The organism is Rhizobium sp. CAU 1783, from assembly GCF_054551725.1.
The window spans coordinates 490,323-509,762 of the sequence record NZ_JBTOLM010000003.1 but is presented as its reverse complement, the minus strand read 5'-3'; the positions used below and the strand labels follow the sequence as shown (position 1 = coordinate 509,762).

The 19,440-nt window shown below is 65.5% G+C and carries 16 protein-coding genes and 1 riboswitch; of the genes, 1 reads left to right on the top strand and 15 read right to left on the bottom strand.

Annotated elements, in window-relative coordinates:
- Positions 1–2 precede the first annotated feature (2 nt).
- From ACX93L_RS16270 to ACX93L_RS16235, 8 genes are all read right to left on the bottom strand, one after another.
- Positions 3–965, bottom strand: a complete 963-nt coding sequence (locus ACX93L_RS16270; RefSeq protein WP_459405787.1) for a nucleoside hydrolase — start codon at positions 963–965, stop codon at positions 3–5.
- Between the two features lie 74 nt (positions 966–1,039).
- Positions 1,040–1,495 (bottom strand): GFA family protein, encoded by a 456-nt coding sequence (locus ACX93L_RS16265; protein ID WP_459405786.1) that lies wholly within the window; start codon positions 1,493–1,495, stop codon positions 1,040–1,042.
- A gap of 86 nt (positions 1,496–1,581) precedes the next feature.
- Positions 1,582–2,370, bottom strand: coding sequence for a precorrin-4 C(11)-methyltransferase (gene cobM / locus ACX93L_RS16260; RefSeq protein ID WP_459405785.1), 789 nt, complete (start codon positions 2,368–2,370; stop codon positions 1,582–1,584).
- Positions 2,371–2,626: 256 nt separating this feature from the next.
- Complete coding sequence (gene cobJ / locus ACX93L_RS16255; protein ID WP_459405784.1) at positions 2,627–4,543, bottom strand: precorrin-3B C(17)-methyltransferase; 1,917 nt, start codon at positions 4,541–4,543, stop codon at positions 2,627–2,629.
- Positions 4,540–5,280, bottom strand: coding sequence for a precorrin-2 C(20)-methyltransferase (gene cobI, locus ACX93L_RS16250; RefSeq protein ID WP_459405783.1), 741 nt, complete (start codon positions 5,278–5,280; stop codon positions 4,540–4,542). Before cobI ends, cobJ begins: the two co-directional genes overlap by 4 nt.
- 166 nt (positions 5,281–5,446) lie before the next feature.
- Positions 5,447–6,694 carry a precorrin-6y C5,15-methyltransferase (decarboxylating) subunit CbiE gene (gene cbiE / locus ACX93L_RS16245; RefSeq protein ID WP_459405782.1) on the bottom strand — a complete coding sequence of 416 codons (1,248 nt, stop codon included), beginning with the start codon at positions 6,692–6,694 and terminating at the stop codon, positions 5,447–5,449.
- Positions 6,687–7,331 (bottom strand): precorrin-8X methylmutase, encoded by a 645-nt coding sequence (locus ACX93L_RS16240; protein WP_459405781.1) that lies wholly within the window; start codon positions 7,329–7,331, stop codon positions 6,687–6,689. The genes cbiE and ACX93L_RS16240 overlap by 8 nt, the downstream gene beginning before the upstream one ends.
- Positions 7,332–7,620: 289 nt before the next feature.
- Positions 7,621–8,982 carry a sirohydrochlorin chelatase gene (locus ACX93L_RS16235; protein WP_459405780.1) on the bottom strand — a complete coding sequence of 454 codons (1,362 nt, stop codon included), beginning with the start codon at positions 8,980–8,982 and terminating at the stop codon, positions 7,621–7,623.
- A gap of 288 nt (positions 8,983–9,270) precedes the next feature.
- On the opposite strand from ACX93L_RS16235, the gene ACX93L_RS16230 reads away from it, so the two are divergent.
- Positions 9,271–10,104, top strand: coding sequence for a TSUP family transporter (locus ACX93L_RS16230; RefSeq protein WP_459405779.1), 834 nt, complete (start codon positions 9,271–9,273; stop codon positions 10,102–10,104).
- Here the strand turns inward: ACX93L_RS16230 and ACX93L_RS16225 are convergent.
- The 7 genes from ACX93L_RS16225 to ACX93L_RS16195 form a co-directional block, all read right to left on the bottom strand.
- A complete protein-coding gene (locus tag ACX93L_RS16225; protein WP_459405778.1) occupies positions 10,101–10,526 on the bottom strand; it encodes an EamA family transporter in 426 nt (141 codons plus the stop codon). The genes ACX93L_RS16230 and ACX93L_RS16225 overlap by 4 nt on opposite strands.
- A 1-nt stretch (position 10,527) precedes the next feature.
- Entirely contained in the window at positions 10,528–11,163 is a 636-nt protein-coding gene (cobO, locus tag ACX93L_RS16220; RefSeq protein WP_459405777.1) for a cob(I)yrinic acid a,c-diamide adenosyltransferase, read from the bottom strand.
- Between the two features lie 17 nt (positions 11,164–11,180).
- Entirely contained in the window at positions 11,181–15,347 is a 4,167-nt protein-coding gene (cobN, locus tag ACX93L_RS16215) for a cobaltochelatase subunit CobN (protein ID WP_459405776.1), read from the bottom strand.
- Positions 15,348–15,601: 254 nt separating this feature from the next.
- Positions 15,602–16,675 carry a cobalamin biosynthesis protein CobW gene (gene cobW, locus ACX93L_RS16210; protein WP_459405775.1) on the bottom strand — a complete coding sequence of 358 codons (1,074 nt, stop codon included), beginning with the start codon at positions 16,673–16,675 and terminating at the stop codon, positions 15,602–15,604.
- Between the two features lie 4 nt (positions 16,676–16,679).
- On the bottom strand, positions 16,680–17,204 hold the full coding sequence (cobU, locus tag ACX93L_RS16205) for a bifunctional adenosylcobinamide kinase/adenosylcobinamide-phosphate guanylyltransferase (protein WP_459405774.1): 525 nt from the start codon (positions 17,202–17,204) through the stop codon (positions 16,680–16,682).
- Positions 17,205–17,373: 169 nt separating this feature from the next.
- A riboswitch (cobalamin riboswitch) is annotated at positions 17,374–17,744 on the bottom strand.
- Positions 17,745–17,813: 69 nt separating this feature from the next.
- Complete coding sequence (locus ACX93L_RS16200; protein ID WP_459405773.1) at positions 17,814–18,572, bottom strand: hypothetical protein; 759 nt, start codon at positions 18,570–18,572, stop codon at positions 17,814–17,816.
- A 63-nt stretch (positions 18,573–18,635) separates the two neighbouring features.
- Positions 18,636–19,439, bottom strand: a complete 804-nt coding sequence (locus ACX93L_RS16195) for an ATP12 family chaperone protein (RefSeq protein ID WP_459405772.1) — start codon at positions 19,437–19,439, stop codon at positions 18,636–18,638.
- Between the last annotated feature and the right edge of the window lies 1 nt (position 19,440).

Below are 19,440 nucleotides of genomic sequence, written 5' to 3'. Positions count from 1 at the left end.
CCTTAATCCTCACGGACCGCAACGATGGCGTCGTGGATCAGCTTCAGGATGGCCTCCGAATCGATGCCGGTGCAGATCTTCTGGCTCGGCAGGTTGTCCCACTCGCTGGGGCCGAAGCCGATATGGTCGGGCTTCTGGATGGTCTGGCCGTCGGCGATCCCGCCTGAGACGACACGGATCGATCCGGAACGCGTCGTGAAAAGATGCGGCGCCACGACATAGGCGCAGGCGCAGCTGTCGTGGACCACCATGCCGTCCGGCACGCGGCTTTCGTAGAACTTGATGTAGAACTGCGAGAGATCGAACAGCAGCTTGGCGCGGCTGGAGCCGGCCGCATCGCGGATGTCAGCAAGCTGCTGGCGGGTCATCACCGTCTTCGTCGTGACGTCGAGGCCGACGACGACGACCGGCCAGTCGGCGGTGAAGACCACATCGGCGGCTTCCGGATCGCCATGGATATTGGCTTCCGCCGCCGGCGTGACATTGCCGTTGACGTCGAAGGCTCCGCCCATGATGACGACCTCCTTCACCAGGTCGACGATCTTCGGATCTTCCTTCAAGGCATTGGCGAGGTTCGTCATCCGGCCGACGGCGACCAGCGTCACCTCGCCGGGATTGGCTCTCACCGTCTCCACAATGAAGCGGTGGGCGGGCCGCGGATCGAGCGGCAGGTCGATCACGTCGGGCACACCGATATTGCCGAGGCCATCGTCGCCGTGGATGAACTTCGGCGGCTCATGGCTCACGCGATGGGGAATGAAGGTTTCGCCGGCGCCGCGCGAAACCGGGGCGGCGATCTTCCATTCGCGTTTCAGAAACAGCGCGTTGCGCGTGGTCGTCTCGATCGAGGCATTGCCGAACACCGTCGTGATGCCGACCAGATCGATGTCCGGATGATGATGAAGGAAGAGCAGCGCCATGGCGTCGTCGACGCCCGGATCCGTATCGAAAATGACCTTGTGCATGAAACCGCCGGAATGCTGGTTGGAATGAAAAACGAAGCCGCCGTCTTATCGCATTTGATATGCCGTGGCCACGCTCAGAGATCGCTTGTGGCGAATTCGGCCATCAGGCGCGGAAAGTCCTCCATCGGCGGGAACTGCGGGTAACTGTGGCGCGCCGGCGTCGTCACCCAGGGCAGTTTTTCGGCGACGCAGGTCTCGATGAAGGGTTCGAAGGTCGCGGCATTGTCGAGCATTGTGGACCGCACGTTGACGAAGGGTCCCATGGCGTCGAAACGGGTGAACAGCCAACTCAGGCAATGGGGGCAGAAGAAGTGGCGCAAATCCCCGTGGAGTCCGCCGATCACCGGCTCCAGGCCGGAATATCCGAAGCCATCCTCCGGATAAAGCGAACTCAGCGAAAAGGCGCTCGACGTCATCTTCTGGCAACCGACGCAGTGGCAGGCCATGGTCATGACCGGCCTTCCCTTGACTTTCAGCCGCACCTGCCCGCAACGGCAGCCGCCTTCCGTGGTGGTGTCTTCGCCCGACATCGACTCGCTCCCTTGATGCGGGACGAGCATAACTGAGGTTCGGCGGCGAGCATACCGATTGGCTGTCCCCTGCAATGAGGACACCGTTACGCTTCGGCGGCGCCCTTCTTCTTTTTCTTGCCGACGTTTCGCAGCACGTGGGAAAACTGCGAATTGTAGAGGTCGCTGTCGCGGAACTCGACATGGCCGAAGACCTTGCCAACCATGATGAGGGCGGTGCGGGTGATCTTCGCCTTGCGCACTTCCTCGGCCATGTCCTTCAGCGTGGTGCGGATGAAGAGTTCGTCCGGCCAGGTCGAGCGATAGGCCACCACCACCGGACAATCCTCGCCGTAGTAGGGAGTCAGCGTGTCCCGGATATGGGTGAGGTTGCGGATCGAGAGGTGGATCGCAAGGGTCGCCCGCGACTTGCCCAGGATCTCCAGCGTCTCGAATTCCGGCATCGAGGATGCCTTCATCTCGGTGCGCGTGACGATCACGGTCTGGGCAATCTCGGGCAGGGTCAGCTCGGTCTTCAACCGTGCGGCGGTCGCGGCAAAGGCCGGCACGCCGGGCACGACGTCATAGGGGATGCCCGCGGCATCGAGGCGCCGCATCTGCTCAGCGATGGCGCCGTAGATCGACGGATCGCCGGAGTGGACGCGGGCGACATCCTCGCCACGGCCATGGGCGGCGACCATATCGGCGACGATCTCGTCGAGATGCATCGGGGCGGTGTCCTTGACGATCGCCCCTTCCGGTGCAGCCTGAACGATCTCCTCCGGCACCAGCGAACCGGCATAGAGGCAGACTGGGCAACGCTCGATGAGCCTCAGGCCCCGCACGGTAATGAGGTCCGGGGCGCCTGGTCCGGCACCGATGAAATAGACGGTCATGCTGCTCTCCTTACATCTACGGGAGCGTTACCCCCCTCTGCCCTGCCGGGCATCTCCCCCTCAAGGGAGGAGATCGGCGCGGGGCACGCGATGCGCCAGCCGGCCGATGTTGAAATCAATTGGAAGCCCTGCCCTGCAAGCAGGCTTGCCATCGCAGACGGCGGCAACCGCAATCCGATCTCCGCCCTTGAGGGAGAGATGGCCGGCAGGCCAGAGGGGGGTGCACTGTGTACGAGGACAGTGTTAGAACGAGCCTTCACGCCTTCATCCCCGTGTCCGCCTTCCCGGAATAGCCGCGGGGCGTATAGACCCAGGTCTTGCCGTCGCCGGTCGTCACCGTGCGGCTCTCCGACGAGCCGACCACGACCACGGTCAGCATGTCGACATCGTCGACGTTGAGCTCGCCGAGCGGAACGGTGCGCACATGTTCGCCCTCGCGGCCGAGATTGGTGGCGAGGATCACCGGGGTCGAGGCGGGACGGTATTCGAGCAGCTTGTCCCGGGCGTAGGCCAGCTGGGTGCGGCGTTTCATCGAGACCGGATTGTAGAAGGCAATGACGAAATCGCCCTCGCCGGCCGCCTTCACGCGGCGCTGGATATGCTCCCACGGCGTCAGCAGGTCGGACAGCGAAATGGTGCAGAAATCATGGCCGAGCGGCGCGCCGATACGGGCGGCAGCGGCCTGGAGCGCCGAGATGCCGGGCGAAACCTGCACCTCGATTCGGCTGGCGGCATCCGAAATGCCACCCTTGTCGAACAGTTCGAACACCAGTGTCGCCATGGCGTAGATGCCGGCGTCGCCGGAGCAGACGAGCGCGACGGTGCGCCCCTCGCCTGCCAGTTCCATGGCCCGCACCACGCGAGCCTCTTCCTTGCCGAGATCAAAATCGTGGCGGGTTTTGCCGTCGGCAAGATGCCCGAGAAGATCGAGATAGAGCGAATAGCCGACGAGATCGGTCGAGGCGGACACCATGGCCGAGACCTCCGGCGAGCGCCACTGGTCGGCTCCCGGGCCGATGCCGACGACGAAGAGCTTGCCACGGGCACGGCCGATCGTGGCCGGATCGATGACGTCGCTCGCCTGGGCAACTGCGGCGGTCGCCCCCTTCGACTTGATCTTCTCGACGACAAGCGCGCCGTCCGGCCCGGCGGCGGCCAACGCCGCGCCTTCCGCGACACCGTGGCAGCCAACCTCGGCGAACACCACGTCGGACGGGTTCTTCAGCCGCGGCGTCTCCTCCTCCAGCCGGGCGGCAGTGAAGAAGCGCGCCGGTACGCCGAAATGCTGTGCGACCGCATGGATGGCGGTCTCGTCGGCCTTCAGGTCGATCGAGCAGACGGCGCTCAGCGAAAGTGGTGAGAGGTTCGCGCCGGCCAACGCCTGCTCGGCAAGCGCAATCGCTTCCTCCGGGCTCGCATGGCGCTCGCAGCCCATGCCCAGCACCAGCGTCTTCGGATGATAGACGAGTTCCATCTCGCCGGCGGTCTTGTTTTCTGGGGTCACGGTTAGCGTCACGCGGGCCTCTTGATCGAATGGAAGTCTGGATTGGATGAGCCAGGCGGCTGCACTCCCTCTCCCTGCCTGCGGGGAGAGGGCTGGGATGAGGGGCCGATCCTGCCGCCCCTCATCCGCCCTGCGGGCACCTTCTCCCCGCGAGCGGGGAGAAGGGAGGTTGAGCCGCACCCCCGCCCCTGCCACGAGCTCGGCCATGACGGCCTTGGCGGATTGCGGATTGGCAAGGATGATGCCGGCCGGCGGTTGGTCGAGGGCGATGCCGAACTTGAGGTCGCCTGCGGTAGTGATCGCGGCATGGGCGCCAAGGCCCTCGGCAATGCGGCGGGCCAGATCATTGGCCCCGTGGTGGCCGCCGAGAAGCGGCACCACGCTCGCGCCGTCCTCGGACACGGCAAGCACCGGCGGTTCCGAATGCTTGTCGGCCAGAAGCGGCGCCAGGATCCGGATGACCGCGCCGGACGCCATGATGGCGATGATCGGGCGGCCTTCGGCAAACAAGGCCTGCACGTGTTCCTTGACCGAGGCGAAATGCCGGTCAGCCGCCGTCACGCGCGCCGCCGCGCCGTGCACCTCGCCACCGATCTCGGCGGCAATCCGGCGGGCCAGCGGCAGGGCCGCGTCGCTGAGGATCACGACGGCTGGAACGGGCGCACTCATGACGCGCCGTCCATGGTGGTGCGCGACAGCGCGGTGTTCCAGCCCTCGCCGCCCTTGTAGATCAGGATCATCGAAAAATAGGGGGCCGCACTTTCCGGCACCGCGGAGAGCGGCATGACGCGCTGTTCGGGCAGGCTGACCCGCTCGACATAACCGGCGCAGGCCGTCAACCCCATGGCCTCGATCAGCGCGCGAATACGGGCGAAATGACGCCCGACCTTGATGATCGCGACCGCTCCGGCGGCCTCGATGCGCGTCCGCATGGTCTCGTCGTCGAGCGGTCCCGGCACGATGGAGAGCACGTCGTTTCGCGCGGCAAGCGGGCGCCCGAGGGCGGCGGCCGCCGCCATCATGGACGACACGCCCGGCACGACCTCGGTCTCGTAGCGGCCGGACAGACGCTCGAAGAGATACATGAAGGAGCCGAAGAAGAAGGGATCGCCCTCGCACAACACCGCCACGTCGGAACCAGCATCGAGATGGCGCGCCAGCGTTTCCGCTGCCTCGTCATAGATCTCCTGCGCGGGAAACCGCTCGACGCGCATCGGCACGACGATCGGCACCTCCAGCTGGTCGGCCCTGAGATAGGGGGCCGCGATCTGGCGGGCAAAGCTCGGGCCCGTATCCGGGGCCGGATAGGCAACGACCGGCGCACCGGTCAGGATACGGTGGGCCTTGAGGGTCATAAGCTCCGGGTCGCCGGGGCCGAGGCCGAGGCCATAGAGTTTACCGGTCATGTGTGCTGCTCCTCGCTGGGCAAGCTGCCCCTCATCCCCCTGCAGGGACCTTCTCCCCGTAAACGGGGAGAAGGGGGTAGAACGCTGGCCCAACCGGCCTTCTCCCCGCAGGCGGGGAGAAGGTGGCGGCAGCCGGATGAGGGGCAGTTTCGCATCGTCCAGACGCTCATTCTCCCCCACCCTTCACAACCGACCAGATCGTCACCGGCATCAGCGACTTCCAGCCACAATAGCGGCCGACAGGCGCGGCGCGGGCGACCGAGAGGCGGATCAACTCTCCGCCGAAGGCGCCACGAAGATCGGCGAGACGCGCCTCGCCTTCGATGGTGACCGCATTGGCGACCAGCTGGCCACCCGGGGCGAGAGCATCCCAGCAGGCCTCGAACAGACCTTCGTTGTTGATACCCCCACCGATGAATACCACGTCCGGCGGGTCGAGCCCTTCGAGCCCTTCCGGCGCAACGGCCTCGACGATTTCGAGATCCGGCACGCCGAGGGCATCGGCATTGGCGCGGATCATCGCGACACGGTCCGCCCTGCCCTCGACCGCAATGGCGCGCGTGCCCATTCCGGTGCGCATCCATTCGATGGCGATCGAGCCGCAACCGGCGCCGACATCCCAGAGCAGTGCATCGGGAAAGGGCGAGAGCTGGGCTAAGGTCACGGCGCGGATCTCGCGCTTGGTCAGCTGGCCGTCATGGCGGAAGGCTTCGTCCGGCAGGCCCGGGACCGGCGACAGCAGCGGCGATTCCGACGCGCAATCGATCGCCAGCGTATTGAAGTCGGAAAAGGAGGGCCGCGTCTCGAGGATCTCCGCGGCCGTCATTTCGATGACGCGCTCCGCCTCGCCTCCCATGTGTTCCAGCACCGTCAGGATTGACGCACCGAAGCCGCGGCCGACCATCAGGGCCGCCGCGCCAGTGATCGTGCCCGCATCCGAGGTGAGCGCCAGAATGCGGGCGCGCGGAAGCAGATGACGGTTGAGATGGGTGAGCGGGCGGCCGTGCAGCGAGATCTGCGCCACCGATTGGAGCGGCCAACCGAGGCGGGCCGCGGCCAGCGAAAAGGCGGAGGGCGACGGCAGGATCAGCATTTCGTCTGCCGCGACATAGCGGCGGAGCGTCGCCCCAATACCGAAATGCATCGGATCGCCGGTCGCCAGGACCGTGACCGGCGTGCCGCGCAGCCTCAACACCTGCGATAACGTCTCGCGAAAACCGGCGCTCCAGGTCAGGATCCGTTTCAGGCCCGGGAGATGACCGCCTTCGAGCACACCTTCGAGCCGCTCGCCCAGCACGATGGTTTCGGCCTGCCAGAGCAATGCCTGCGCCTGCGGCGTCAGGCTGGCGAGCCCGTTGTCGCCAATTCCGATGATGGTGAGCCAGGGCGCGCCGACGGCGACCGTATCAGTCATTGGCGCCGAGCCCCCCTGCGACCGCATTGACGGCGGCGGACGCCATGGCCGAGCCGCCGCGCCGGCCGCGAACCGCGATGAACGGCACGCCGCGGCTGTCGGCGATCAGCGCATCCTTGCTTTCGGCGGCGCCGACGAAGCCGACCGGGAAGCCGAGGATCAGCGCCGGCTTCGGCGCGCCGGCATCGAGCCGTTCCAGCAGGCGGAAGAGCGCGGTCGGGGCATTGCCGATCGCCACCACGGCGCCGGCCAGGCTGTCGTCCCACAGGTCGACCTGGGCGGCCGACCGGGTATTGCCGATCTCGACGGCCTTCGGCCTTACGCGCTCGTCGTTCAGAAGGCACAGGACCTCGTTTTGCGCCGGCAGAAGGCGGCGAATGATGCCGTGGCGCACCATCTCGACGTCGCAAAGCACCGGCGCGCCGCCGGCCAAGGCCGCGGCACCGGCCTCGAAGGCACCGTCAGAAAGCGCGATATCACCGGACAAATCGGTCATGCCACAGGCATGGATCAGCCGGATCGCCAGCTTTTCCATGCCACCGGCAAACCGCGACAGGTCGGCCTCGGCGCGAATGGTCTCGAAGGACTGGCGGTAGATCTCGGCGGGATCGCGGATGTAGTCGAGCGGAGTGGTCAAAGGTTACCCCCCTCTGCCCTGCCGGGCATCTCCCCCTCAAGGGGGGAGATCGATCCGCGGAGAAGCCTCGACATAGCTTCAATGTTGCGAGTGAAGGCGCCCTCGATTCCAGAGACAATTGCCGCAAGGACCATGCCTCCCCTGCTGACCGCAAACCGGAAACCGACCCACATGCCGACGCCTGCCGCACGACCGTTGCCAGGACGAGGCGCGCGCCATTTTTCGATCTCCCCCCTTGAGGGGGAGATGCCCGGCAGGGCAGAGGGGGGTGTTGCGGCCACCTGCCCCATCACTTCTTCTTCTGCATCGACTTCGGGCCGAGCGGATGGTCGGCGTGGGGATAGGGCGCGTGATGATGGTCGTGGTGGGCGTGATCGTGGGAATGGCCGTGACCATGGTCCTGATCGTGGGCGTGGTGATGATGCCCATGGTGATGATCGTGGGCGTGGTCATCATGGTGGTGGTGACCATGGTCGTGGTCGTGATGATGGCCGCAACCGCAATTGGGACCATGCTCGTGGACATGGGACTTGCCGCTCGAGGGGGCATTCATCACGGCTTCGAGGCCGGCATCGGGAGCGGCGTTCAGAAGGTGGCCGTATCTGCCGCCGAGCGTGGCCGAAGCGCCGTAGTCGAAGGCCGGTTCCAGGCTGTGCGGTTCAGCATGGGAGTGAACTGGCGTCCAGGGCAAACCGTGTTCCTTGCAGAAATCCGGATCGCGGCAGGAGGCGTCGCAGTCGCCCTTGCACGGACAGTTTTCCAGACCGCCGCCGATGCCTTCCACGTGGTGATGGTGGCTTTCCTGCGGCTGGCCGATATCGGCCTCGAAACCGAGCACCTGTTCACGGTATTTGCACATCTGGCAGTTCATCACCGCCGCGCCCTCGAGGATCTCCTTGACCCGATCCTGGAAGGCGTCGAGCACCAGCGGGTGGTCGTTCAGGTAGCTCGCCTTGACGAACTGGATTTCCGGATGACGCGCGGCGACCTCGTCCGTGTAGGAATAGATGCGCTTCACCAGCACGCCGGTGAAGAGGAAATACGGGAAGACGATGATGCGCTTGTAGCCGAGCTTGGCTGCATGAGTGAGGCCCGGCTCGACGAGCGGGAAGGTAACACCCGAATAGCAGGTCTCGCCCCAGCCGAAGCCCATGCCTTCCCAGAGCATGCGCATGACCTTGGAAGCGTTGGAATTGGCGTCCGGATCGGACGAGCCGCGTCCGACCACCATCAGAAGCGTGTCGTGCTTGTCGACGAAGCCGAGTTCGGCATTGGCCTGGTCGATCGATTCCTGGATGCGGTCGCCGGCGGCGCGGATCATCTTCAGGTCGATGCCGAGTTCGCGGCCATAGTTGATCACCATGCCAGGGTTCTGCGCCTGGTAGGTGTTGAGCACCGAAGGGATGTCGTTCTTGGCATGGCCGGCGGCAAACAGCATGCCCGGCACGGCGAGGACGCGGGTGACGCCTTCGGCGCGCAGCTTGTCGAGGCCGACCGAAATCACCGGATTGCAGAATTCGAGATAGCCGTATTCGACCGGCATTTCGGGATTTCGCGCCCGCAGCGCCTCTGCGATGATAGCGAATTCCTTCGCTGCGTTCTGGTTGCGGCTGCCATGGCCACAGACCATGATTCCGAGTTTTTCCGACATGAATTGGCCTCCTGCTTCGTTTTCCGCATGTACGAAGCGCCGGAACCGTCACGCAACGCGCGGGCTCCATGGCCTTTACGGACAGCTCCGGACTTGGCCCCCGGAATGGGTCGGCCGCACCGGACTATTTCCAGCCTGTCGAACAGGCGCCGTCGCACATGGACAAGAGCTTTAGCGAAGGCGACATGGGCGGTCAAATCCGTTTGCGCCGGATTGTGTGTGGGATGCGGCGAAGGTCGCACGAAGCCACCCGTCGGGTGGGCCTGCCTTGTTGCTCCGGGTGCCGACATGGTGCAAGAGTGCCGCTCCCTGCACATCCGCCTTTCCGGGGTCATCGTGGTCGAACTCGCCTTCCAGAGCCTGCTTCTGCTCTTCCTCGCCGCCTTCATTGCCGGTTTCATCGATTCAATTGCCGGCGGCGGGGGCCTGATCACCCTGCCCGCCATGCTGATCGCCGGAATACCGCCGCTTCAGACGCTCGGGACCAACAAGCTGCAATCGATGTTCGGCGCAGGATCCGCCACGATCGCCTATGCGCGAAAGGGCCATGTGGACTTGAGGAGCCAGCTGCCGATGGCCGCACTCGCAGGCCTCGGGGGCGCGCTGGGCGCCATTCTCGCAACCATCGTGCCAGGCGACGTGCTGCGGGCGCTGATGCCCTTCCTGCTTGTCGCGATCGCCGCCTATTTCGCGCTGAAGCCCAACCTGTCGGATGTCGACCGCCACCAGCGCATGACACCCTTCCTGTTCGGCGTCACCTTCGTGCCGCTGATCGGTTTCTACGACGGCGTGTTCGGCCCCGGTACCGGCTCTTTCTTCATGCTGGCCTTCGTGTCGCTCGCCGGCTTCGGCATGCTGAAGGCGACCGCCCATACCAAGCTCCTCAACCTCTCGTCCAATGTCGGCGCCTTCCTCGTCTTCCTGGTGAATGGTGTCGTGCTATGGAAGGTCGGTCTGCTGATGGGGCTCGGGCAGTTCCTCGGCGCACAGGCGGGATCGCGGCTGGCAATGCGCAATGGCGCGAGGCTGATCAAGCCGCTGTTGATCGTCACCTGCGTGGCACTTGCCGTGAAGCTCCTGATGGATCCGGCCAATCCGGTGCGGGTGTGGGCGGGTATCTAGAAAACCGCAACCATAACCGCCCCGGCACCGATCATCGCTACGCCCGCCCAGGCGGCGAGACTGAGCTTCTCGCCGAGGAAGAGCGCCGCGAAGACAGCGACCATGACAATTGACAGCTTGTCGATCGGGGCGACCCGGGCCGCGTCGCCGAGCTTGAGTGCGCGGTAGTAACAGATCCAGGACGCACCGGTCGCCAACCCAGACAGGCCTAGGAAGAGCCAGGTCTTCGCCGAAATGGTTGAAGGGGATTGCCACTGTCCCGTGGCTGCGACGATGCCGGACAGCACGAGGATGATCACGACTGTCCTGATCAGGGTCGCCAGATCGGAATTGACCCCGGCCACGCCGACCTTGCCGAAGATCGCAGTCAGGGCAGCGAAGACGGCAGACAGGAAGGCCCAGAACTGCCAGCCCTGGGCCATGTCAGAACTCCACGCCAATCTGCGCCTTGATGCCCGACCGGAACGGATGCTTGACCAGTTCCATCTCGGTGACGAGATCGGCGATCTCGATCAGTTCGTCCTTGGCGTTGCGCCCGGTCAGCACCACGTGCGTCATCTCCGGCTTCTCGCTTTCCAGGAATTCGACCACCTCGCCGATGTCGATGTAGTCGTAGCGGATGGCGATGTTGATCTCGTCGAGCAGGACCATCGAATTCGACGGATCCCGGATCAATTCCTTGGCCTTCTCCCAGGCCGCCCGGGCCATGGCGACGTCGCGAGCCTTATCCTGAGTTTCCCAGGTAAAACCCTCGCCCATGGTGTGAAACGCGCAGAGGTCGGAGAAGTGCTTCAGGATCAGGTCGCGCTCGCCGGTCGACATGGCGCCCTTGATGAACTGGACCACGGCGCATTTCTTCCCGTGGGCGATATGGCGGAAGATCATGCCGAAAGCGGCCGACGACTTGCCCTTGCCCTTGCCGGTATGAACGATGATCAGGCCCTTTTCGCCCGTCTTGGTCGCCATGATCTTCTCACGCGCGGCCTTTTTCTTCGCCATCTTCTCGGCGTGGCGAGCGAGATCAGCCTCGGACGAGGTGCCGGGAAGCTCTTCGGTCATGGTGTCATCCTCCATTGCTATTCTTGAGGCTCCCCGCCGGAGAGCCGCGTGAGATCGAACATCGCCGAATTGCTGCGCGGCGTCCACAAGCCACGGTTGATCGCCTCGATCAGACGTTCCGACATTTCCTTCAGTGCCGCCGGGTTCTTCTGAGCCATGAAGTCGCGCACGCGTTCATCCAGCACGAAGGCCTGGTAGACGGCCTCAAAGTGATGGTCGCGCACGGCGCCGGTCGTGGCGGAAAAGGCGAACATGTAGTCGACAGTCGCGGCGATCTCGAAGGCACCCTTGTAGCCGTGGCGCATCACGCCCTCGATCCATTTGGGATTGACGACGCGGGCGCGCACGACGCGGCCGATCTCTTCCTCGAGGGTGCGGATCACCGGCTTTTCGGGGCGCGAATGGTCGTTGTGATAGACGGTCGGGCGGCTGCCGGCGACATGTTCGATGGCCGCCGTCATGCCGCCCTCGAACTGGTAGTAGTCGTCGCTGTCGAGAAGATCGTGTTCGCGATTGTCCTGGTTCTGCACCACGGCCTCGACGGTCCGCAAGCGTTCCTCGAACAGACCGCGTTCGGCCTTGCCCTCCTCGCCGGCGCCATAGGCATAGCCGCCCCAGACGAGATAGGCTTCGGCGAGATCGCCGCGGCGCTCCCAGCCCTTCTCGTCGATCAGCGCTTGAAGGCCGGCGCCATAGGCACCGGGCTTGGAGCCGAAGACACGGTAGCCGGCGCGGCGCAGGGCCGCCTTGTCGTCGAGCCCGCCGGCAATCAGCTGCGCCGCTTCCGCCCGCACACGGGCGGCGATCGGGTTGTCGGCCTCGTCCTCGTCAAGGGCGGCCACCGCCCTCACCGCCTTGTCGTAGAGGGCGCTCTGCTCGGGGAAGGCATCGCGGAAGAAGCCGGAAATGCGCAACGTCACGTCGACACGCGGGCGTCCGAGGATCGCCTGGGGGATGATCTCGTAGCCGGTGACGCGGCGCGAGGCCATGTCCCAGAGCGGTTTCACCCCGATCAGCGCCAGCGCCTGGGCGATGTCGTCGCCGCCGGTGCGCATGTTGGATGTGCCCCAGGCGGTCAGCCCGAACGACGTCGGCCATTCGCCATGGTCCTGAACGTAGCGCTGGATCAGCAACTCCGCCGATTTCTTCCCGAGCTCGTAGGCCGCCGGCGTCGGCACGGCACGGCTGTCGACCGAATAGAAATTGCGGCCGGTCGGCAGCACGTCCGGGCGGCCGCGCGTCGGCGCGCCGGAGGGGCCGGGGGAAACGAAGCGGCCGGAAAGGCCCGTCAGCAGGCCCTCGATTTCCGCCGGGCCGGACCGAACGATCGCGGGCTTGAGACGGGACTCGATCTCGTCGAGCACGGCGCGGGTGCGCGGCCAGTCCGTCGGACAGTCGGCCTCGCCAGAGACCAGCTTAGCGGCCAGGAGTTCGATGCGCTCAACGGTGTCGCCCTTGGTACGCCACGGGGTGTCGGCGAGATCGGCGAGGATGGCGGGCTTCGGACCGGTCCAGGGGTCGGACATGACGCAATCGAGGGGATCGAAGGCGAACATCCGCGCGGCACCGCCTTGGTGCTCCATATTACCCCCCTCTGCCCTGCCGGGCATCTCCCCCTCAAGGGGGGAGATCGAGGAGGACGGCGCACGGCCATCATGACTGTTGGCATTTGCGGAACTTGTCCCCGGGAAATGGGCCGCCGGAGACCCAAACGCTTGCGGCGTTCTAATCTTCCCCCTTGAGGTGGAGATGGCCGGCGGGCCAGAGGGGGGTACTTCCGCGCCCCCCGCCGTCAATTCCGCGTCCCCAGCAATCGCCCGTTGCAAACTCTGGTCGCCGCCCTCGCCGAGGGCGCGCGGCACGCGCGCGAGCGCCACGGTGAGGTCGGTCAGCAGCCGCCCCTCCGGCGCCAGACCGAAAACATGCAGCCCGTCGCGGATCTGCATTTCCTTCAGGTCGCAGAGATAGGCGTCGAGCTTCTCGAGAGCGGCCTCCTCTGCTTCTCCCTTGGCGATCCCGGCATCCTGATCAAGACCGATGTCGGCGACGAGGTCGAGGATCTGTTTCTTCAGCAGCTTCAGGCGGCGCGGATCGCCGCCCGACGCCTCGTAATATTCGTCGACCAGCGCCTCGAGATCCTTCAGTGGGCCATAGCTTTCGGCGCGCGTCAGGGGTGGCGTCAGATGGTCGATGATGACGGCGGAGGTTCGGCGCTTGGCCTGCGTACCCTCGCCTGGATCGTTGACGATGAAGGGATAGAGATGCGGCAGCGGACCGAACACCGCCTCCGGATAGCAGGCTTCCGAGAGAGCCAGAGCCTTGCCGGGCAGCCATTCGAGATTGCCGTGCTTGCCCATGTGGATCACCGCATGGGAATCGAACCGCTGGCGCAGATAGGCGTAGAAGGCCAGATAGCCATGCGGCGGCACGAGATCCGGCGAGTGATAGGTTTCCTTCGGATCGATATTGTAGCCACGCGCCGGCTGGATGCCGACGACGACATTGCCGAGGCGGGACAGCGGCAGGGCGAAGTGGCTGTCAAGGAAGAACGGATCGGTCTCCGGGGCACCCCAGCGCGCCGTCACCTCGTCGCGAACCTTCGGCGGCAGTGCTGCGAAGAAGCATTGGTAGTCCGCCAGTGGCAGCACCTCGCGGATCTCGCGGCCATCTGCCGCCGCATTGGTCGGGCCGGCCATCAGATGGGTCATCAGCGCATCACCGTCGACGGGGCGGTCGCCGACCTGATAACCGGCCGCCGCCATGGCGCCGAGCACCTCGACCGTGCCGGCCGGCGTGTCGAGGCCGACACCATTGCCAAGACGGCCGTCGCGGTTCGGGTAGTTGGCCATCACCAGCGCCACGCGGCGATCGGAGGTCGGTGTTAAGCGCAGACGCGCCCAGGCGGCGGCAAGCCTCGCGACGAAGGCGGCACGGCCCTCGTCCGGCGCATGGCTGACGATATTGGCCTCGACGCGCTCGTCGTAGCGCGCGGCGGCCTTGAACGAGACGGCGCGGGTCATAACCCGGCCGTCGACCTCCGGCAGCGCGACGCCCATGGCGAGGTCGCGGGCCGAAAGCCCCTGTGTCGAGCCTTCCCAGGCTTGCCGGGTGGAAGACGAGAACAGCGCCTGCAGCACTACGGCGCCCCCTTCGTCGAGCACGGTCGAAACGCGCTCGGCACCGGGCGCGGAGACGGCGAACCCGGTGGCGTTGATCACCACCGCCGGCGGCGCCTCGAGAAATATCGCCCGCAGCGTCTCGACCGACACGGCATCCTTGAGACTGGAGACGAACACCGGCAGCGCTCGCAGACCTTCGGCCGCCAGAGCCTCGATCATCGCCTCGACGGGCTTGGTCTCGCCGCTCTGGACGAGGGCGCGGTAGAAGCAGAGCGCTACGATAGGCGCGGGCTGGCGTTCACCCCCCTCCGCCCTACCAGGCATCTTCCCCTCAAGGGGGGAGATGGCCTCGGCGTCAAACTGCCCCTCATCCGCCCTTCGGGCACCTTCTCCCCGCAAGCGGGGAGAAGGAGGCGCCGCCGCATGTCCCTCCACCCCGTCCGACGGGGAGAAGGTGCCGGCAGGCGGATGAGGGGCAGGCCCAGAAGCCTCTCGCCACTCTCCAACCCCGATCACGCCCCTGCCCGGCCACCAGATGCCGGCCTTCAGCAGCGGTGCGGCGGGCGCGGGCTTTTCGCCATGGCCGGCAAGGGCACAGGCATAGTCAACGAAGGCGCGCGCATTGGCGTCGCCACCCTCGATCAGATAGGCCCAGAGCGCGGCAAGGTCCTCGGGTGCGACCCTCGAAAATTCGGCGAGCCCCGGGTCCGGCTTGTCGTCGCCGGGCAGTACGGCAATGGCGGCGCCGGTCCGCGCGGAAACGGCGTGCAGCGCCTCGAGCGCATAATGAAAATAGCTGGCGCCGCCCAGCGCCCGCACCACGATCAGCCTGGCATAGCGCGCGGTCCGCTCGACATAGGTGTCGACCGACATCGGATGCTTCAGGCTCATCAGACTGGCGAGACGGAAGCTCGGGCCGGCGGTGCGGCTCGCAACGGCGGCGGCGATCGCTGCAAGTTCGGTGTCGGCCGCCGACAGGAACAGGATGTCGCCCGGCGACTGACCGAGATCGACCGCCTCTTCGCCATCGCTGATCGACCCTTTCTGGGCAAGGAGAAGGTGCATCAGACGGTGCCTCTCCGGTGCCGAACAGACACCCCCCTCTGCCTTGCCGGGCATCTCCCCCTCAAGGGGGGAGATCGGAATGCGGCCACCGCAATGTCGTCGCCACCACCCCGCAGCCTTGTCGTTTCCTCAGAAGAAGACGCAAGCCATCCGTGCGCCAAACGGCGGCGGCTAGATCGATCTCCCCCCTTGAGGGGGAGATGCCCGGCAGGGCTAAGGGGGGGGAACCGCGCGTTCATGGGGTTAATGAAGCCTCAGGCCGCCTTCTCGACGGCCTCGACCACCGCACCGAAATCCCATTCGTGCAGGCCGATGACGACGAGGCGCGTTTCGCGGGTCTCTCCGGCGGTCCAGGGGCGGTCGAAATAGGTGTCGATGCGCGATCCGACGGCCTGAATGACGAGGCGCATCGGCTTGCCGGGCACGTCGATGAAGCCCTTGAGGCGCAGCACGTCGTGTGCCTCGATCACGCCCTTCAGGCGATCGACGAAGGCGGACGGATCGGCAATCGGGCCGAGCTTCATCACGAAGCTCTCGAACTCGTCGTGGTCGTGATGATGGTCATGCGCCTCGCCGCTCTCGTGGAGCGCCTCGTGCTCCAGTTCATGATGCGATTTGCGATTGTCGATGTCGTCCTCGGTCGAGGCACCCAGACCCAGCAGCACCAGAGCCGGGACGTCGCCGTTTCTCGCCTCGATCAGCGTCGGCTTGCGGTGGATGCGCTCGGCGACCTCGGCCTTGACGGCGGCGATCGCGTCGGCGTCGAGCAGGTCGGTCTTGTTGAGGACGATCAGGTCGGCGCAGGTCAACTGGTCCTCGAACAGCTCCTCGATCGGGCTTTCGTGGTCGAGGCTATCATCGGCCTCGCGCAGCGCATCGACCTTGTCATGGTCGTCGGCGAAGCGGCCGGCAGCAACGGCGGCGCTGTCGACCACGGTGACGACGCCGTCGACCGTCACGCGGGTGCGGATATCCGGCCAGTTGAAGGCGGCGACCAGCGGCTGCGGCAGGGCAAGGCCGGAGGTCTCGATGACGATGTGGTCGGGCTTGACGTCGCGCTCGAGCAGCTTCTGCATGGTGGGAATGAAATCATCGGCGACAGTGCAGCAGATGCAACCATTGGTCAGCTCGATGATGTCGTCTTCGGTGCAGTTTTCCGCGCCGCAGCCCTTGAGCACATCGCCGTCGACGCCGAGATCGCCGAACTCGTTGATGATGAGCGCGATCTTCTTGCCACCGGCATTCATCAGCATGTTGCGGATGATGGTGGTCTTGCCGGCGCCGAGAAAGCCGGTGATGACGGTCGCGGGGATCTTCTGTTGCAGCATTGGTTCAACCCTTCATTCTGAGCGGCAGGCCGGCCGCAACGAAATAGACCTCGGCCGCAACCTGCGCGACCAGTTGATGCAGGCGACCGGCATGGTCGCGGAATTCACGGGCCATCCGGTTTTCGGGCACGATGCCGAGACCGACCTCGTTCGAAACCAGGACGACCTTTGCACGCAGCCCGGGCAGCGCCGCGCAGAGTTCGGCCGACCGGGCGGCGACATCCTCCTCCGCCATCATCAGATTGGTGACCCAGAGCGTCAGGCAGTCGACCAGCACGACCCGCGCTGGATCGTCGATGCGCTTCAGCAGACCGACGAGATCGACCGGCTCCTCGTGGGTCGTCCAGCCGTCGCCGCGGTCGATCTGGTGCCGCCTGATCCTGTCACGCATTTCATCGTCATAGGCGCGACCGGTCGCGACATAGTGGCGTTCGCGCGCGCAATCGACGACGACGCCTTCGGCGAAACGTGACTTGCCGGAACGGGCACCGCCGAGCACGAGAATGGATGTAGAAAGATCCGTTGCCATCGTCACGACCCGGCCACACGCTGAACGCATGCGGCGCCGACACGAACGGCAGCTGGCACCAAACGGTGCCCGCAGTCGCGGAATCGACGGATTCCGCCCTTCTGATACGTCGCCACGACAACCTCCGTGCTGGCAACAAGGGGAGCCTCCCCTTTGCAAGGTGTGGGCATGATGCCCGGCACGGTTGGCAGGTCTCCTGGCTCGCAGGTCGCGGCGCCGGATGGCGCCAGCGGATCCTCCTCGCCTTCCCGAAGGTGGATGCGGCGCGAAAGGGGGACGATTCGTAGACATAGAGGCGTCCGGCCCTGGCTGATCGCGCAGCCCTTCAGTGGCTTTTCCGTTCCTGCCTGGATCCGGACCGTTCACACAACGCGAACCGTCGCCCCTCACCTCGCAAGTCCGGACGGAAGACCCTCGCTGCTCTACAGTCGCGGGGTCGGCTGCGATTGACGGTTCCGGACTGGATCCCCATCGTCGCATTCCCTTTTGCTTCCCGGCTCGCCAATCGCCGAACCGAGAACCATCCGTAAGCGATTTGATTAGGCGCAAGGACCGTTCAAGTCAATCGACGCTCAGATGTGGCGACGCGCAGACGTGGCGACGCGAAGCTCAGGGCTTATGCGGTTCGCAAGTCGGATCATTGGCGGGATCGCAAGGTACCGCCTTTTTTCCAAGCGCAACGGAACCGCTCGCGCCTTCCTCGACATTGGATTTCATGGCGGAAGCCGGCGCGACAGGAACAGCCCCAAGGTCCGGCACGGCCGGAACTTCGGCTGCAGAAGGTGGCGGCACTGCAGCCGGAGCGGCTGCCACCGGCGCGGTCGGGGACGCCTGCGGGACCACAGAGGCACGCGGCGCCGGATCCGTCATGAGCCGGGTCGAGGTGGTGCGCGGTGGGAGAACCACCTTGCGGATAGTCGGCGAAGCCAGCGAGAAGGCGAAGCGCACCCGGCTCGCGATCTCTTCGGCAAGGCTCTCCTCGGCCATCACCGGATCGTCGGTCGGGCTGTTGACGGTGAAGGTGCCGGTCGCGACCGGATCGCCGGTCTCCACCGAGGCGGCCGTCACGGTGAAAGTCGCAGACTGGAGCTTGCGTCGGGCGTTGAAGCCGTAGCCGAGTTTGTCGATGCGGATCACCACCACCACGCGCTCGGCTCCAGCCGGCGGACGGGTCGCCCGGATGGCATCGGAGACCCGGCGATCGACACCTTCGATGATGCGCAGGGGAACGTAGGCGTTCGCGATCACGGTGGCCTCGCGCACGTTGTAAACAAGCGGCCGGGTAATCGGTCGGTTCATCCAGCTGCACGAAGCGAGGATGCCGACAACGAACAATGCTAGGGCGAGCTTGAAAGGGCGCGCGGACATGGGAAACCCCGGACGGATGATTCTGATCCGTCAAAGATTTCCATCGTTATGGTTAGCGAAGGGTTAATCTCGAGCCTGTTGCGCCTCGAACATCGCGGCGGCAGCGGCGAAGTCGATGTAGCGACGAGCGCGACGGGCCTGCGCCTCCATGTCGACGCCCCAGTGTTCCTCGGTCCAGTCCTCGTCGAGATGGGCAAGCCCCCAGGCCTCGTCGACCGAAAGGAAGCGGTCGCGGAAGGCGAGCGCCAAGACCGCCGACCCGGTGAGGTTGGTGATCACATGCAAGCATGCCAGCGCCAAGGGCGACTTGTCCGCCGAAAGGGCAGCGGCGAAGGCTTCGATCGCCTCGGCCGGCTGTTCCTGATGGATCACCCCTTCGATCAGGATGAAGCGCGCATTGTGGGCGGACACCGCCCAGCCCAGGACCGGATCCCAGCGCAGGCACTGGCGCTCGACGAGCGCTTCGGGGCCGTCCGCGCGGTAGCACAGCATGTCGGAGCCGCTGTAGCGCACGATGTCCTCGAAGACCTCGTCGGCCTGGTCAGCCACAGCGTCGATCGCGGTATTTGCAAGGCGGGTCGCCGGCATGTTCTCCGGATCGATGGTCTCGACCTGAGCGCGCCATTCGGCTGCGACCAGCTCCGCGGCTGCGCGGGTCGGAAGGGTCAGGGGACGCTTGCCCGGTGTCTTGACGCCCTTGCCATCGAGTTTCACCGAGAACCCTTCGCCCTCCGGCTCAACCGTGACGGTGGTGTAGAAGCGCTTCGCCTGAGGTCGTTTCATCTGGATCTGGGCCCGGCGGACCGGGTCCTCGTGGCTCGGCTCTGGCACGGAAGTGCCGAAGATGTCGCTCAGTTCGTCGCGCATG